Origin of the sequence: Bradyrhizobium sp. PSBB068 (genome assembly GCA_016839165.1) — a bacterium.
Taxonomy (GTDB): Bacteria; Pseudomonadota; Alphaproteobacteria; order Rhizobiales; family Xanthobacteraceae; genus Bradyrhizobium.
Window position 1 is genome coordinate 4,917,121 of the sequence record CP069300.1, and the last position, 13,754, is coordinate 4,930,874.

The following is a 13,754-nucleotide window of genomic DNA, read 5'->3' on the forward strand; positions in this document are numbered from 1 at the left end:
GCTAGTCTCTGTGATGACTAACCAAGCACCGCATAAAAGAATGTCCGCCCCGGCGTCGTCGAATTCACATGCGTGATCGTGAACGACCCGTTGGCTACCGCGCTGACGTAAATCGTGCCGTTGCCGAGCTCCGTCGCGGCGCTTGGCGATGCCGGCGTCAGGATCGGCGTCGAACCTGATGCCGCATTCGGTGTCGACACCGTCGTCGTCGACACGCCCGTCGCGAGCGTCACTGTCCCGACCGCGTTCGATCGGCCGGCGGCGAGACCCTGGATAGCGAGCACGATCTTCTTCAGATCCGTTTCGGTGATGCCCGGAACATACGCCGTCATAGCGCACCGCTCGCGATCACATCCGGTACCACGCCTGCGCAGAAGCTCCATTGCGTCGCCGCGGGAATCCGCACCTTGAAGCGCGAGTAGCGTGTATCCTGCATCATGTCGCAGCGTCCGGTCCTGGCATTCACGAGCACTTCGGTACCCGGGACCGCAGCGGCGGATGGCGTATCTCGGGTCGAGACGGAGCCATAGAGCGTCGACGCATCGGTGATCGGCCGGAAGCCGCGAATCGTGATCCGGTTCTCGTCGTTCCCCTGCTCCGCGCTTTCCAGCGTCGCTTCCAGATTCTGACCGCGGAAGAAGCCGAGCACATGCGCATTGTTGAACTGTGCGATTTCGGGCTGAACGGCCGTGGCATAGGCATCGAGACTCAATGTCATCGCATCGATCGAGGACGAGATGGTGTCGAGGTTCTCCAGCGTCAGGCCGGTCTGCGAGACGCCCAGCAGATACTCACCCGCCATCGAGACCGGGAAAAATCGATCAAGCAGAAAGTCGTAGCCGAGCAGCTTGTCATAGGTGGTTCCGACGGCGCCGGAGACCGATTTGTAGGCCCAGTACACCCGGGTGCTGCGCGGATCGGCGGCACCCATGAAGAGTTGCAGATTGCCCTTGTCGAGATCCGCCAGGAACGTTCGGTCGACCTTTTCGCGGCCGATCTGCTCCGGCACGCCGCCCGGCTCGATCTTGTGGAATCCCTGGCCTGCGTAGAAAAAGATGCGCTCTCCGGCCCGGATGATCGAGTACGGCGCGTAGAGGCCCTTGTCCTGCGTGATGCGATCGATCTGGAATACGATCGGCGAACCCGGAACATAGGACATCCGCCGGATCGCCTGGTCCTGAAAGATGATCCCTGCCTCGCCGCCGGCGACGCCGCGAACGATGCCGCCATCGGGAAAGTCCTGAAAGTCTGACGACTTGATGCCGCTGATCCAGCTGTCGGCCGCATTAAAGTTATTCAGCCCCGACCACTGAATTCGATAAGGGTTCGAGAGCAGCCCGGATAGCACCAAAAACCTGCCGACGACCCCGATATAGGCTGCCTGCGGCGGCGAGCCGAGTGCATTACCGAACGTCGACGCTGACGACAGGTCGAACATCTGCAACGTTGCGTTGGCTTGCGTGGCGAAGACAAAATTGCCGGTCTGCGCGAACTGCCACTGCGCGTTGGCGCTCAGCACGCTGTACGTTCCGCCCCCCGACGACACGTCGGTCCATGTAAAATCGGTATTGTTCAGCTTGAACAGCCTGTCGCTGGTTCCTGCGAATGTAACCACCGTGCCGTCTGACTTCAGCGCGTAGAAAGCGCCACGGCAAGCAGCTGGTAACGGTGCCGCGTAAGCCGACAGGCTCGGGAACGGTCCGTAGCCGTCACCACGCGGGATCACGTTCAGGATGTTTCGCGTGGCCTGACCTTCATAGTCGCTGACATCGGGGCGATACTCGCCAGTGGCAAGTAAGGGCATATTTCAATCATCTCCAGAGAATTCGGCCGCAGGCGTGGCGGACCGCATCACCGGCTCCGGCGCGACACCGCGCCGCAACCCCGCCGGCCATGACCGGCGGCGTCCGGCGGGGGCGCTTCGCGCAAAGCCGCACTCGTGCACATTTGGATTCCGGCTTGCCCGCTCGGAATCAACGATCCAGGCGCACGCTGGAACAGCCTAGAGCGTCTAGGCCGAGACCGCCGGAACGCCCGCGGTCCAGGCAGGCGAGACCGATATGCTGATCGTCCACTCAGGGGACGGAGCAATCTCACCGGTCCAGTTGCTTGCGATGGGTTGGGTGGGCCACCAATTCACGTAATCTCGACTCAGCGCCGCAGCGCTGCCGGTCACCTGGTAAGCGGCGATCCCGGCGTTCAGTGCAGCAGTTCCCGCCACCCGGTTATAAACAATGATGTAGCTTCCTACGGCAACGCTGAGCGCCATCGCCGTCTTCACGGGATTTCCAACGATGGAATAGTTCGTCCCGATTGACACTGCACTTATGGAGAAGAGAGCGGCGTCGCCACTCTCATGATAGCTTCCCGCGCTCCCACTCAGCGTCGGGATAAACGCGGCGGCATTGCCGGCAAGTGCGTAGTTTGTCGCCACCCCCGTCGTACGAAGGCCGAAGATCGCCCCATTTCCTCCGATGACGTATGATCCCGCGCCACCGGCCACAACGTTCGAGCCACTTACGCGCATCTGTCCCAGAGCGAGGCGTCCGATCGCATCGAACCCGAGTATCGACATTGCTAGACCCCCCTGATGCTCGAAATTGCGCGGCGGTGCCCCGCACCTCGACGATGAACCTCGTCATGTTGCCCAAAACTTCGCACCGAGGATCCAGCTGGTGCATCAGGCGCCAATTCTGAAGCCTTGAAAATGGGTGCTTGCCGCAGCGCCGAATAATGTCGTGACCCCGTTCGGCAAATAGACATAAGCCTCGACGTAGTCGGTGCTTCCGTTCATCGGGACGGCGCAAACAAGCAGCTTGTTGGCATCGGCCGACATTCCGTTCGAAACTGCCGTATAGGCGCCGTTTTTGATGCGTGCGCCGTTCTTGTAAAGCGACGGCTGACAGCTTTCGGTTAGAGACGTACCTGTTGCAGTCGAGCAATCCAGGACAAAGAGATAGGTGCCGGCAGTCTGCGGGGTGTATCTCCCGGTCGAGGTGTCGAACCAGGTTTCGTTATCGACCGGCTTGTTCGTCCACGTGATCTTGTTATATGCCGCTGCCGTTAGTCCGGTCTGATCAGTGCCGTTTCGGTCGACGATGAAAACACCGCTTTCTGAAGGGTTGGCCCGGATGTTGGTCCGAGCCTGGGCGCGTTGTGCCGCGGTGAAATTGTTCGCTTCCTCGATCGAGATCAGATCTTCTCTCAGGGCCACGATCGCTACTTGCGGCGATACAGTGAAATTGATCTTCGAGGTCGTTCCTGATGAGTTGAACAGGATCGTGGTTCGAGAAAGGACACCGGTAGAGGCGTTCCAGGTTCCTTCGCCGAGCTCCCATTGGGAGAGATCCGCGCTCTCCGCGCGGTACTTGTAGGTCCGGCCATTGACTGCTCCGGCCGCCGCGGGCGCCAGATATCCGCCGACGGGCCCCGCGACCAACCAGTCGGTGGTGCCGCCGGTCGACGGCGAAAATCTGCACGTGTCAAGAAATGCTGCCATGTTACGTAATCGTCAGAATGCCGTTAATCTGGTCGAGAGCGACCGTGAACGTGTTGCCGTTGGTGAGCATCAGGCCCGTGCCGTAGTCCCACCACCCGATCAAAGGCCTCGTTGGAGACGTCGAGTTGTAAAGGACAGCATATTGAAACGGGCCGATCGATCCACCGGCCGCGGTCCAAGCCGGATTCGTTGCGCCGAAGAACCTGAACGTGCCGGAGGTTTGTGATCCCGCGATCGTGCCGATTGACGTTCCACCCACCACGTAACCGTTGCCGGCGGAAAGATCGGCAGGCACATTGTAGACGGTGTTGGTCGCGGCAGGCAGCGCGTTGGTGAGATACACCTTGTAGACCTGCGCGGTTCCGGTCTTCATGTCATGCAGCGCGTTGGCCACGTCCTGCACGAAACAGTTGAACTTGTTGAAGGCAGCCATTGTATGGATTTTCCTAGATGATCTGACCGGAAGCGCGAACCGTCATCGGCCCGGCGTTGAAGGTCGAGGTCAGCCCCAGATTGTTGAGACTGCTGAGTGCGGCCGAGAAGCCGAGCGCCCAGGTCTGGATGCGCCCGTCATCCTTCAGGTAGGGTGCGGCTTCCAGCAGCGCGCCGTAGAGATACAAGTCCGGCGCCGCCGACAGCAGCCAGTTCGGATCATTGCTGGCGAGCGGCGGGACTACCCGCCGATAGACCATTTCAATCGTGTAGGCCTTGTCGGGCGTCGGTGCGATTTCGATCTCGTTGCCGAAGATTGTGAAGTAGCGCGGCTGTCCTGCAACGTCGGAGATGCCGAACCGATATTCGTCAAGCTGCTTGCCTGACTTGAACTCGAGACTGGGCATCCCCGACACACCCGACAGCCGAATCCGGCGCATCGACTGGAAATCCGACGGCAACGCAATGAACTCGGGCTGGTTGGAGGTGAGATCGATCACGGCGATCGCGCGCTGTTCCATCTGGCGAACAAACAACTCTCGATTGAGCTTCGCCTCGGAGAGCTGGATGAAGGTCGGAATCCGCGCGATCAGAACCGTATCCTGATCGCGCGCCAGATACTCCGTGACCGCCGACTGCAGCGAGGCATAATCCACGATCTGTGTCACGTCGCCCCCGTTGTCCATCCGGACTGCAGCTTCGGTCGATCGGTCCGCAAGTAGGCCCATTCGGGATCGTCGAGCTTGCGCTGTACGATGCCGTCGAACTCGGGCGAAAACATCCGCACCGAGGTGTTGCCCTTGGCGTGCTCTTCGTTGAGCCACTTGACGTAGATCACGTTCGGGATCCGCGCGACGTGGCGGCCCCATTCGTTGCGCTGCTGGTCGCGCCGCGCCTCATGATTCCATTGCAGGATCGGCTCGACATCCTGCAGGTGCTCGATCGCAAGGTCGCGCCCGTTGCCGTCGAAATGTGGCCTGATCAGGACGCCGTCCATCACGACATCTCCGCGATCCAGAGAGTTCCGGCAGTTGCTGTGACCAGGCCATTGGTTGCCGCCTTGATCGCTGCGATCTGCTGTCCGGGACTGACGATGACGTATTCGACGACGTTCGCCGGGAGATAACTATCCGCGATCGTCGCGGTCTGAGTGCCGTCGCCGATCCGATAGCAACAAGCGGAGTTGGCGACCAGGCGCAGCTGATAGGTCTCTGTACCGAACGCGTTCGCCGCGCCGACACTCGAATCGTAAGCAATCGTCTGGGTGACGCCGAGGCGCGACGCCGGCTGCTTGGGAAAGAATGACATCAGGCCGTCCTCACCGAGAGAGAGAAGTACATGGGAACGGCGGCCCCGGACGCACCCGACGGCGTCAGCACGACGACATCGTCTTCGTTCAGATAGGTCGGCGAAGGCGGCACCGCCGAGAACAGCAGCCCCGCGGCCGATCCGGCTTGAGGTACCGTGAAGGTCGCCAGTGTGTTGCCGTTGGCGGTGACCGTAACGCTGCCATCGGTCGTGGTGATCGCGCCGCCGAGTACTCCTGTCGCCTTCAGCACGCGGCAACGAAAGGGAATACGAATGTAGGCGGCAGCGGGAGACGCACCGCATGACGGCGTATAGGCCGTCAGATGCTCGGTATTGAGAGTGTGATTACCGGGAAGTGGCATAAAGGCCTCCTGATGCAAAGGAAAGCGGACAAGGGAAAGCGGGCAACCAAGGTTGCCCGCGGATCGCGATGACCCGGCTAGGACGTGGTGTTGTCGAACACACCGCCGGAGGCCTTCTCGTTACGCGCGACCAACGCGTACTCGGCGAGCACCTGACGCCGGTCGGAGTCGCCGGTCTTTGCCAGCGGGATCGAGATCATGTTGCGGCCGTTGAGATAGGCGACGGCCCACTTGTCCATTTCAAGCACCAGAACGTCGCGCGGACGCTGGAAGCGATTGGCGATGACCTTCAGCTTGCCGAAGTCGGATTCGTAGGCGTCGACCGACGCCACGATCTTCTTCGACTTGGCTTCCTCGATCGCAGTGGAGCGGCCGGTGAAGGTGGAGAAGACCTGCTTATTGAAGGCGCCGGTCATGATGGTGCCGGGCTTGCCGCCATTGGTCCAGATCGACGACAGCACGGTCTTCAGCCGCACTTCCGTGAACGCCAGCTGGGTGCCGTCGGTGCGCGTACCGGTGCCGTCGGCCGCAGCCGGATCGGCGCCGCCGCCGGCCGTTCCCTTCGACGTATTGCTCACGATCCACGACAGCACCGACGCCGTCTTGCGCGGTGCGCTGGTCGAGCCGGCAGCCTTCGCCTGGCTGCTACCGACGAGGATCGTCTCGATGTCGCGTTTCAGCTCGAGGCCACGCAGCATCTCCTGGTAAGCGAGCTCGTTGTCGCGGCCGGCATGGTCCACCGCCTGCTGGGTCCCCGACACCTGCGCCATTTTGTAGGAGATCTGGCAGAGGTTGCCGAGCCGCACGGTCGGTACCAGCGCGTTGGCGGTGGGATCGTCACCTTCGAGCTGAGCGTTAGCGTTCGAGGCCGGCGCCAGCGCCTGGGTCTGCCACTCGTGGTTGACGGCGGAGGCCTTTTCCTTGTCGACGCCGCTCATGAACGGCGTGTCGGTCGGATCGATGCGATAGATCATATCACTGAGGTCTTCACGGTTGCCGATCGCCTGATATGTCGTCACCGTGTTGGTAGGCAGAGCCATGTGTTGGTCCTTGTGCTGTCCGACAACGCATGCGACCGCGCCGCCGGTTGGCGGACGCGTTCGTCATCCTGATGTGCGGACGTGATGGTCTTGGGTGGTGAGCGCTCGGGCTGCGCGATGGCGCGGAAGCTTGCTTCCGGTTCGGCCCGCCCTTGTCTCCGCCGTGGCGCCTGCGTGTCGCACAGGGTCGGCGTCACGAAAAAACCCGCGACGTTTCCGGCGCGGGCTCAAAACTCTTGATGGTGAGATTATGCTAGTGAGTTGCCCGACGTGTCAACTCGTATGTTGGGTTTTCTTCATCGACTTGAGAAGCAACCGCCTCGGCGACCTCCATCGATTTTCAATATCTGACACGCGTACTGCCCAGATGGCGGATGGGTGCGGCTGGCGGCGTCGATAAGATCGATTGTATGCTCAGATCCATTGGACGCTCGCACTGTGACGGAATTGCAGATGCGCGTACGCGGGCAATGATGACTGCCACGGGAGATCGACAGCAGTCGATCAGGCCGAAAGCTTGATGAGGCTCAAAAGGCCGCTGGTCACCGCGACGAACAGAACGGGCACCAGATTGGTGGCAGCCACGATCATGCCCACGAGGACGCTATTGTAAACACCGCCTGAGACGGAAAGGAGCGCAACTAAACTCGCGATGAAAAAGACGTTGGCGGAGATCAGCACAAGGACGAACCTGAGGAGACGGCTGCGCCGAATGTTTGCCTCCTCAAGCGACTCCACAAATCTGCCACCGAGGAAAAGGCAGAGAAAATGAAGACTCGAAAGCGACGCCGCCAAGACAAGGCAAGCGATCACCGGCTCGAAGCCACCGGCTGCTATCATGCCCAGAGTAATGAGAGCAGCCGACCAATAGATGAGCGCGGTCTTAATCACGACGTCCAGGATGAAGGCTGCCCACCATTGCGATGTCGAGAGGATCATCCTGAGGCTCGCACGAGAAACACCAAGCAACCCAGAATTGAACATAACGGGAACGTTGTCAAGCGGTCCTACAGGATACCGAACCGCTTCCTCCGCTCCGCCGTCTGCGCCAGCTCCTTCAGTTCAGCCTTCGCCAGTCTGCCGTTTGTGACCGCAGCGGTAAGGTGATCGCGCACCTTGCCGACCACGTTGATGGCGAGGAACAGCTTTTCACGGCCGGACGCGTCGTCGATCGTCGTCGACCGCCAAGCAGCTGTATACGCATGCTCGAGGCTCGCGAATGCTTCGGCGAGCAATTCGTCGGCGAGCAGGCGTTCGGCCCTGACCGCGCGGCCTACGGCCTGGTCAAGTCTCGATTCATCAGTATTCGTCATTGCTGGGGTTCTCCAGAGAAGGGACCGTGTTCGACGGATGCTGCGCTTTGCTTCATTCTCCGCTTTCGGATCCGCATCGAGCAGCGCCGATCGTGGCTTTCAGCCCGGCCTTAGCTGTGGCCAGTTCGCTCTCTCGCGTCTTGGCGTAGCGATGGATGGTAGTGTTCTGCGCGTGCTGTTGTTGCGCCGGCGGGCGGCGATCGCGACTTCGATCCGCGTTCGTTGCCTGCACCGCGATCGCGGCCCGGATTGACGTGGACGCTACTTCGCCGTAGTGCTGCACATCCTCTTTGGAGGCGTCTATCGCTCGTTGCGGTAACGTCGCAGCTTGGACCATCTTGGCATAGGCAACCTTGCTGGCAATTTCGGCCGCCTTGTTGACGAATGGGATTCCGGGGGAGAACTGCCCCCCGTCATCAATGGCCGGCGGCCCGACATCGGGCAGACCTGTGCCCGTCGCAAGCGGTTGGGGCGGATTGTCCAGCTGTCGTCCGGCCTGTTGGGGCGCCTCATCGACGCTGAACGGGTCGTGGTCCACAGGGATTAAGGATACATCTGTGAAGTCCGGTTGATGGTCGACGGGCACCAGCGAAAAATCAGACACGATGAACGACCATCAGGAATTTGCCCGGTCGCTTCGGATCCGGAACATAGTGGTGACCGTCCCTCGCCCTTCGCGCACCGGGCAAGGAAGCACGTTCCGATCTCCGCGCCTCCGTCGCAGCCTTTAGATGTGCATCGAACACCTTGATCTGGGCGTCGAGCTCGGCCTAGATCTTGGCCAGCTCGATCTCGGCTTCGGCCTTGAGCTTTTGATGGATCGCATCGGCCTACGCCTTGGTCTGCAGTGCCAGCACCCGTGGATCGGGCGCCGGTGATGGCGGCGCCGGCGGCGGATACAATAGCTGCCCGGTCTGCGGATTGACCGCGGTCGGATCGTTGAAGAACCGGCTCGGGTTCTTGTGCCCCATGATCCGGGTCAACTCGACGGCCGTGTTGTACAGTTCGCGGTCTCCGACCATGTTGGCCTTGCCGCAACTAATCAGCTCCTTCTGCACATTGGCAAGCGCTGTCACCTGCGCGAATTGTTGCGCCTTGCCGCCGGTGCCGAGGCCGACATTGATCGTCATGTCATCGCGGGTCTTCCAGTTGCGCGGATCGACCGTGATCCAGGCGTTACCCAACCGCACCGTCTGCTGTGCTAGCGAAGTGCACGTTAACCGACCCGCAAGAGCCGCTAGATTGGCATTGCGGCGCTGAACCTTGTCGTTGCAGCATCAAACGGCTTTCGGCGACGTCGAAGCTATGCCCTGCTGATTTCGCATTGGTGCCGGCAACCGCTCCACTAAATGGCTGGCCGAGCCGTCTTTAGCAATTCATCACCGATCGACAGTTCCGGATCTGCGCGAACAACCGCGAAGCGAGGAGCGTCCTTCTTCGCAAAGGTTAGTCGCACTCGCTCGTCTTCATGGGTGCCAGACGGTTGGAAGAACTCGCAGCGTAGCAGAAACGATCCGGCCGGCAGCTCCAGCGGAACGGTCTCCGAAATACTTCCGACTTCTATGGCCCCGTCAGCGGGAACCTCGAAGGGGACCTCTACTGCGCGTACCGCATTGGGGTGAACGGGAGCGGCGTGGTTCACCACATGGATATCGACCGAGTGTCGACCGGACCCGACCATAGAGCTGAACGACACGCTGCCAGGCCGCCAAGTGAAGCCCTGCGAGATATGTTGATCAGTCCAGTCATTATATGGATCCTTCAGCGCGCTCGCGAACACTGAAAGTTGCCCATAGGAGAGCTGGAAACCGATCGTGACTGCCATCGTCAATCTCCAATGTTGATCTTGATTCGCGCCCCGTTGGGCTATCCACGACCTGAATTGCCGACAGAAGCACCGCCCGACCGGTTGTGATTTCGATTGATCGCCCGAACGTCAGCCTCAGCACCGCCTTCTCGAAACATCGCACCAGGGTACTCGTCTAGGTCCTTGCCAGCAACCTTATCCAGCTTGCCAGTCGCTGCCCGTCTGTTCGCGCGGCTGCCAGGGCGATTAATCGTCAGGACGCTTGGGTGACCTGCATTAATGGCATCGGCCGCATGCGCGGCTGCCTCACCGTGAATCGAGCGCGAAAGAGTTATCTCCTTCGCAATATTTGCGGCCTTTAGCGCACCCAGCCGCTTTGCGCCCGGTATCATTCCGGTTGCCGCCGCCGCGGCCCTCGGGAGATCGTCGCGACGTTTCGCATCGATAAGGTCGAGCGCAGAGCCGACAACGCCAAACGGCGTTAACCCAAGCACATTGCCAATGCGCGAGGCCAGATCGTTGGCGGTGTAGGGCTGCATGCCAAGCGCTATCAGCGCGTCGGCTGCGAGATAGCCAATGCGTTGCGTGGGCGTGTACTTCGCCGTCTTCAATTCGCCGGTCGGCCGATTGTACGTCGACCAATCGCCGTTCGAACCGCTGGGAGGAGATATCGCCGCTGACGTCGAATTCTGTGCGGCGATTTGACCCGCGACACCATTGTCCACGGAATCTTGATCATAGGGTACACTTGGCCTTGCTGGCGGCGCGATTGATGCACTGACATTCGGGGCGACAGCGCCGGTCGGACGTGGCTGAGGTTGGCTTTGGGCTTGCGTTCCAGCAGCCTGACTCAAATCGTCCAGGCTGAACGGGTCGTGATCAACCGGAATGAATGAAACATCTCCGAACTCCGGTTGATGCTCGACGGGCACCAGAGAGAATTCAGACATGATGAACGACCATCAGGAATTTGCCGGGCCGCTTCGGGTCCGAAACATAATGGTGGCCGTCCCTCGCCTTCCGTGCGCCCGGCACCGAGGCGCGCTCTGATTTTCGCGCTTCTGTCGCGGCCTTCAGATGCGCGTCGAACACCTTGATCTGGGCGTCGAGTTCGGCCTTGATCTTGGCCAGCTCGATCTCGGCCTCGGCCTTGAGTTTTTGGTGGATCGCATCGGCCTGGGCCTTCTGCTGCTCGACCTGAGCACGATGCGCGACGGCAAGCTGATCCGCCTGCGCCTTGGCCTGCAGCGCAAAGACCCGCGGATCTGGCGGCGGCGCTGGCGGCGCCGGCGGCGGATACAACAACTGGCCGGTCTGCGGATTGACGGCGGTCGGATCGTTGAAGAACCGGCCCGGGTTCTTGTGCCCCATGATCCGGGTCAGCTCGACGGCGGTGTTGTAAAGCTCCCGGTCGCCGACCATGTTGACCTTGCCGCCGCCGATCAGCTCCTTCTGCACATTGGCAAGCGCCATCACCTGTGCGAATTGCTGTGCCTTGCCGCCGGTGCCGAGGCCGACATTGATGGTCATGTCGTCGCGGGTCTTCCAGTTGCGTGGATCGACCGTGACCCAGGCGTTGCGCAGCCGCACGGTTTGTTGCTGCTGGCCGTGCTTGCGGATCGTGCCGTGCAGCAGCGCAAACATGTCGCGCACGCCTTCCGCCATGATCCGTGCGATCAGCTTGATCCGCATCTGCGAGGCCGAGAACACCTGGGCCACCGCGGTCGCCGACTGGTTCTGCAGCGCGTCGGCGTCGATGCCCTGCGACTGTCGGCTGAGGCCGGTGCGGCTCTCGAGCTCGGCGTCAAGATACTGCATCATCGGATAGATCGACGTGGTGATGTCGGGCACCACCTGCCAGTTCAAGCCGCCTGCCGTCTTGGTGCGCACGACGCCGCCAGGCCGCGAGACCAGCAGATCGTCGAGCGTGTTGGGCCCGGCATTACTCTCGGCGACCTCGACGCGCGGATTGTTGTGCAGATAGAGATTGTCCAGCGCGCCGCGCTTCAATGCGGTCTTCTCGCGCTGCAGCGGCATCACCAGGTCGGCGATCGAGCGGCCGAAGAAGCGGTGCGTCATCGGCACCGGCGTCGTCGACGCGAACGGAATGGTGTCGAACGGCGTGATGCAGTCACGGCCGTCTTTGCGCAGGATCTCGCTTTGTTCGCCGCCGGTGATCACTTGGTAAAGGCACGGACGGCCGTTATCTTCATAGTCCATCCGCACGTAGTGCTCGGTGATCCGCACCTGCCGCGCCGCCGAATTGGCACCGCCGGCGCCGGTGCCGAAATGCTCGTCGGCGGTGTCGCGCGCCAGCGTCTCGATATTGGCGTAGCCTGTATAGTCATTCAGCGACTTGATCTGCGCGGCATCGAAGCCTTCGGCAATGAGCTGCGCTTCCGTCTTGGTAACCACTTCGTGGAAGCAGTAATTGCAATCGCGGATGCTGCGTGCGCCGCGTTCGATGCCGAATTCTTCCGGCGGCACGCCCATCACCCTCGCCTGCGCGAGCTTTCGCGTGGTGACGATGGTGACGTCGTGCGTCACGATCGAGGCAAGCGGCATCGCCGCCGGCCCCGGAAGCAAGGGAACAGCCATTTTGTTGAGCTCATCTGATGGAGGTTGGCGGCGGCTTAGGCGCGCGACACGCGCAGGAGCAAACGCCGCGCGTCTATCTGCGCACGAAGCTGCTGCGCACGTAATCTTGCAGAAGATCGTTCAGATCGTACGATGACGGATCGGAAATCCGCGGGTCACCAAGGTCACGCTGCAACGGTCCGGAAACTCGATCGAGAAAACGGACGGGAGGCGCACCTTCGCTGAACACCTCGGCCGGTCGCCGCGGCTCGATCGCGGGTGCCGACCATTCTCGATTCCGGGCGTTGTCACCTAACGCAGCAATCTGCCCCAGAAGGCCGCCGCTCGCACCAGGATGCACGCCGCCATGCGCCGGCGCCTCGTTCAGGGGAGGCGACCCCGACGCGGGCTCCGGATATCCATACTCAAAGACGTTATTGCGACTGGGTACACCGGCCCCCGCGGCGGAGTCGCGCACGAATGTGCTGGTTCGCCCCACTCCATCAGGCTGCGGAGAAACGAAGAACCGAGCAAGAAAGTCTGCGATTTCACGAGGCGAACGGACTGGCGCGGAAGCCCCTGCAGCGTCAAATGACGTAGACCGCCCTGTGCTAGCGTCCGGGTAGTCGTATTCCCAGACATTGCTTCTGGTAGGGATTCCCGCAGCTGCGGCAGAATCGCGGATCAGTGGCCTCTTCCAGGGCTGCGAATAATCATCGGACAGCTCGTAGGGCCCAAAGCCATATGTTATGCCGTAACCAGGCGTACCAAAGCCAACACCGGTGGCACCACCGCTCGTCCCGATATTCCCGCGAACTGGCCCGAATCCGACGCCGCCGGATGCAGACGGTCCCGTCAGCAATCCTTCAAGATCTGAAGTATATCCCGCAGACAGTCCTAAGCGAGGCGTTCCAACGTAAAACTGAGGATAGAGCCTGCCACGATTGTCGATATATGCACCACCTCCAACACCCCACTTGCTGCCAAACGTTCCTCCACCATAAGTACCTGCTGTCATATCTGCTCCTTATCCCGCCTGACCGTCTGCCAGCGCGCAGTTCGCTTGATAGATCTTCCGGGATTTGAATGTCTGATAAGAGGCCCAGAAGAACCCGATCAGAACGAGGCATCCGAATACAGGGTTTCCTGCCGCGAAGAATCCGAGCGAACCGCTCAGGGCTGCCGCACACCCGCCGTACAGCGTCTTCATGTATTCAGCTTGCTGAGATAGTGGCGTCGACGACGCGAGAGCATAGGTGTGGAGCGCGTATCTCGACATGAGGTCGTCCTGAAACTGGGGAGGAAATGAATCGACAAGCTCGCGGTGAATAACTTCGGTTTTGACGGCCGACCAGATCACGGCGATCGCGGTGATGACAAAGAAGACGGCGGACATGGCAATTCCCCGGACATTTC

General features: G+C 60.9%; 16 protein-coding genes and 2 pseudogenes. All 18 read right to left on the reverse strand.

Going from position 1 to position 13,754, the window contains the following annotated elements; genetic code table 11:
• Positions 1 to 17: 17 nt before the first annotated feature.
• The 18 genes and pseudogenes from JQ507_22950 to JQ507_23035 all read right to left on the reverse strand — a co-directional run bounded on the left by JQ507_22950 (position 18) and on the right by JQ507_23035 (position 13,734).
• The gene (locus JQ507_22950) at positions 18 to 332 is read right to left on the reverse strand and encodes a hypothetical protein (protein QRI67811.1); all 315 of its coding nucleotides are present in this window, start codon (positions 330 to 332) and stop codon (positions 18 to 20) included.
• On the reverse strand, positions 329 to 1,804 hold the full coding sequence (locus JQ507_22955) for a hypothetical protein (GenBank protein ID QRI67812.1): 1,476 nt from the start codon (positions 1,802 to 1,804) through the stop codon (positions 329 to 331). The genes JQ507_22950 and JQ507_22955 overlap by 4 nt, the downstream gene beginning before the upstream one ends.
• 207 nt (positions 1,805 to 2,011) lie before the next feature.
• Positions 2,012 to 2,575 carry a hypothetical protein gene (locus tag JQ507_22960; GenBank protein ID QRI67813.1) on the reverse strand — a complete coding sequence of 188 codons (564 nt, stop codon included), beginning with the start codon at positions 2,573 to 2,575 and terminating at the stop codon, positions 2,012 to 2,014.
• Between the two features lie 105 nt (positions 2,576 to 2,680).
• Entirely contained in the window at positions 2,681 to 3,499 is an 819-nt protein-coding gene (locus JQ507_22965; GenBank protein QRI67814.1) for a hypothetical protein, read from the reverse strand.
• 1 nt (position 3,500) lies between these two features.
• Complete coding sequence (locus tag JQ507_22970; GenBank protein QRI67815.1) at positions 3,501 to 3,932, reverse strand: hypothetical protein; 432 nt, start codon at positions 3,930 to 3,932, stop codon at positions 3,501 to 3,503.
• Positions 3,933 to 3,945: 13 nt separating this feature from the next.
• Complete coding sequence (locus JQ507_22975) at positions 3,946 to 4,599, reverse strand: hypothetical protein (protein ID QRI67816.1); 654 nt, start codon at positions 4,597 to 4,599, stop codon at positions 3,946 to 3,948.
• Positions 4,596 to 4,928, reverse strand: a complete 333-nt coding sequence (locus tag JQ507_22980) for a hypothetical protein (GenBank protein ID QRI67817.1) — start codon at positions 4,926 to 4,928, stop codon at positions 4,596 to 4,598. Before JQ507_22980 ends, JQ507_22975 begins: the two co-directional genes overlap by 4 nt.
• Positions 4,928 to 5,239: a hypothetical protein gene (locus JQ507_22985; protein QRI67818.1), complete on the reverse strand. Its 312-nt coding sequence runs from the start codon at positions 5,237 to 5,239 to the stop codon at positions 4,928 to 4,930. Before JQ507_22985 ends, JQ507_22980 begins: the two co-directional genes overlap by 1 nt.
• Positions 5,239 to 5,601, reverse strand: coding sequence for a hypothetical protein (locus JQ507_22990; GenBank protein ID QRI67819.1), 363 nt, complete (start codon positions 5,599 to 5,601; stop codon positions 5,239 to 5,241). The genes JQ507_22985 and JQ507_22990 overlap by 1 nt, the downstream gene beginning before the upstream one ends.
• Positions 5,602 to 5,678: 77 nt before the next feature.
• Positions 5,679 to 6,641 (reverse strand): DUF5309 domain-containing protein, encoded by a 963-nt coding sequence (locus tag JQ507_22995; GenBank protein QRI67820.1) that lies wholly within the window; start codon positions 6,639 to 6,641, stop codon positions 5,679 to 5,681.
• Positions 6,642 to 7,145: 504 nt separating this feature from the next.
• Entirely contained in the window at positions 7,146 to 7,580 is a 435-nt protein-coding gene (locus JQ507_23000) for a hypothetical protein (GenBank protein ID QRI67821.1), read from the reverse strand.
• 68 nt (positions 7,581 to 7,648) lie between these two features.
• Complete coding sequence (locus JQ507_23005; protein ID QRI67822.1) at positions 7,649 to 7,954, reverse strand: hypothetical protein; 306 nt, start codon at positions 7,952 to 7,954, stop codon at positions 7,649 to 7,651.
• A gap of 52 nt (positions 7,955 to 8,006) precedes the next feature.
• Positions 8,007 to 8,558, reverse strand: coding sequence for a hypothetical protein (locus JQ507_23010; protein ID QRI67823.1), 552 nt, complete (start codon positions 8,556 to 8,558; stop codon positions 8,007 to 8,009).
• Positions 8,559 to 8,661: 103 nt separating this feature from the next.
• Positions 8,662 to 9,153, reverse strand: a pseudogene (locus tag JQ507_23015) (hypothetical protein).
• Positions 9,154 to 9,299: 146 nt separating this feature from the next.
• On the reverse strand, positions 9,300 to 9,779 hold the full coding sequence (locus JQ507_23020; GenBank protein ID QRI67824.1) for a hypothetical protein: 480 nt from the start codon (positions 9,777 to 9,779) through the stop codon (positions 9,300 to 9,302).
• 41 nt (positions 9,780 to 9,820) lie between these two features.
• Positions 9,821 to 10,711 (reverse strand): hypothetical protein, encoded by an 891-nt coding sequence (locus JQ507_23025; GenBank protein ID QRI67825.1) that lies wholly within the window; start codon positions 10,709 to 10,711, stop codon positions 9,821 to 9,823.
• A gap of 103 nt (positions 10,712 to 10,814) precedes the next feature.
• A pseudogene (locus tag JQ507_23030) lies at positions 10,815 to 12,359 on the reverse strand (hypothetical protein).
• Positions 12,360 to 13,365: 1,006 nt separating this feature from the next.
• Entirely contained in the window at positions 13,366 to 13,734 is a 369-nt protein-coding gene (locus tag JQ507_23035) for a hypothetical protein (GenBank protein ID QRI67826.1), read from the reverse strand.
• Positions 13,735 to 13,754 lie beyond the last annotated feature (20 nt).

Bases quoted from the DNA above. Each gene is read 5' to 3' on its own strand.
- JQ507_22950 (QRI67811.1), bottom strand. From the start codon at position 332: ATGACGGCGTATGTTCCGGGCATCACCGAAACGGATCTGAAGAAGATC.
- JQ507_22955 (QRI67812.1), bottom strand. From the start codon at position 1,804: ATGCCCTTACTTGCCACTGGCGAGTATCGCCCCGATGTCAGCGACTAT.
- JQ507_22960 (QRI67813.1), bottom strand. From the start codon at position 2,575: ATGTCGATACTCGGGTTCGATGCGATCGGACGCCTCGCTCTGGGACAG.
- JQ507_22965 (QRI67814.1), bottom strand. From the start codon at position 3,499: ATGGCAGCATTTCTTGACACGTGCAGATTTTCGCCGTCGACCGGCGGC.
- JQ507_22970 (QRI67815.1), bottom strand. From the start codon at position 3,932: ATGGCTGCCTTCAACAAGTTCAACTGTTTCGTGCAGGACGTGGCCAAC.
- JQ507_22980 (QRI67817.1), bottom strand. From the start codon at position 4,928: ATGGACGGCGTCCTGATCAGGCCACATTTCGACGGCAACGGGCGCGAC.
- JQ507_22985 (QRI67818.1), bottom strand. From the start codon at position 5,239: ATGTCATTCTTTCCCAAGCAGCCGGCGTCGCGCCTCGGCGTCACCCAG.
- JQ507_22990 (QRI67819.1), bottom strand. From the start codon at position 5,601: ATGCCACTTCCCGGTAATCACACTCTCAATACCGAGCATCTGACGGCC.
- JQ507_22995 (QRI67820.1), bottom strand. From the start codon at position 6,641: ATGGCTCTGCCTACCAACACGGTGACGACATATCAGGCGATCGGCAAC.
- JQ507_23000 (QRI67821.1), bottom strand. From the start codon at position 7,580: ATGATCCTCTCGACATCGCAATGGTGGGCAGCCTTCATCCTGGACGTC.
- JQ507_23005 (QRI67822.1), bottom strand. From the start codon at position 7,954: ATGACGAATACTGATGAATCGAGACTTGACCAGGCCGTAGGCCGCGCG.
- JQ507_23020 (QRI67824.1), bottom strand. From the start codon at position 9,779: ATGGCAGTCACGATCGGTTTCCAGCTCTCCTATGGGCAACTTTCAGTG.
- JQ507_23025 (QRI67825.1), bottom strand. From the start codon at position 10,711: ATGTCTGAATTCTCTCTGGTGCCCGTCGAGCATCAACCGGAGTTCGGA.
- JQ507_23035 (QRI67826.1), bottom strand. From the start codon at position 13,734: ATGTCCGCCGTCTTCTTTGTCATCACCGCGATCGCCGTGATCTGGTCG.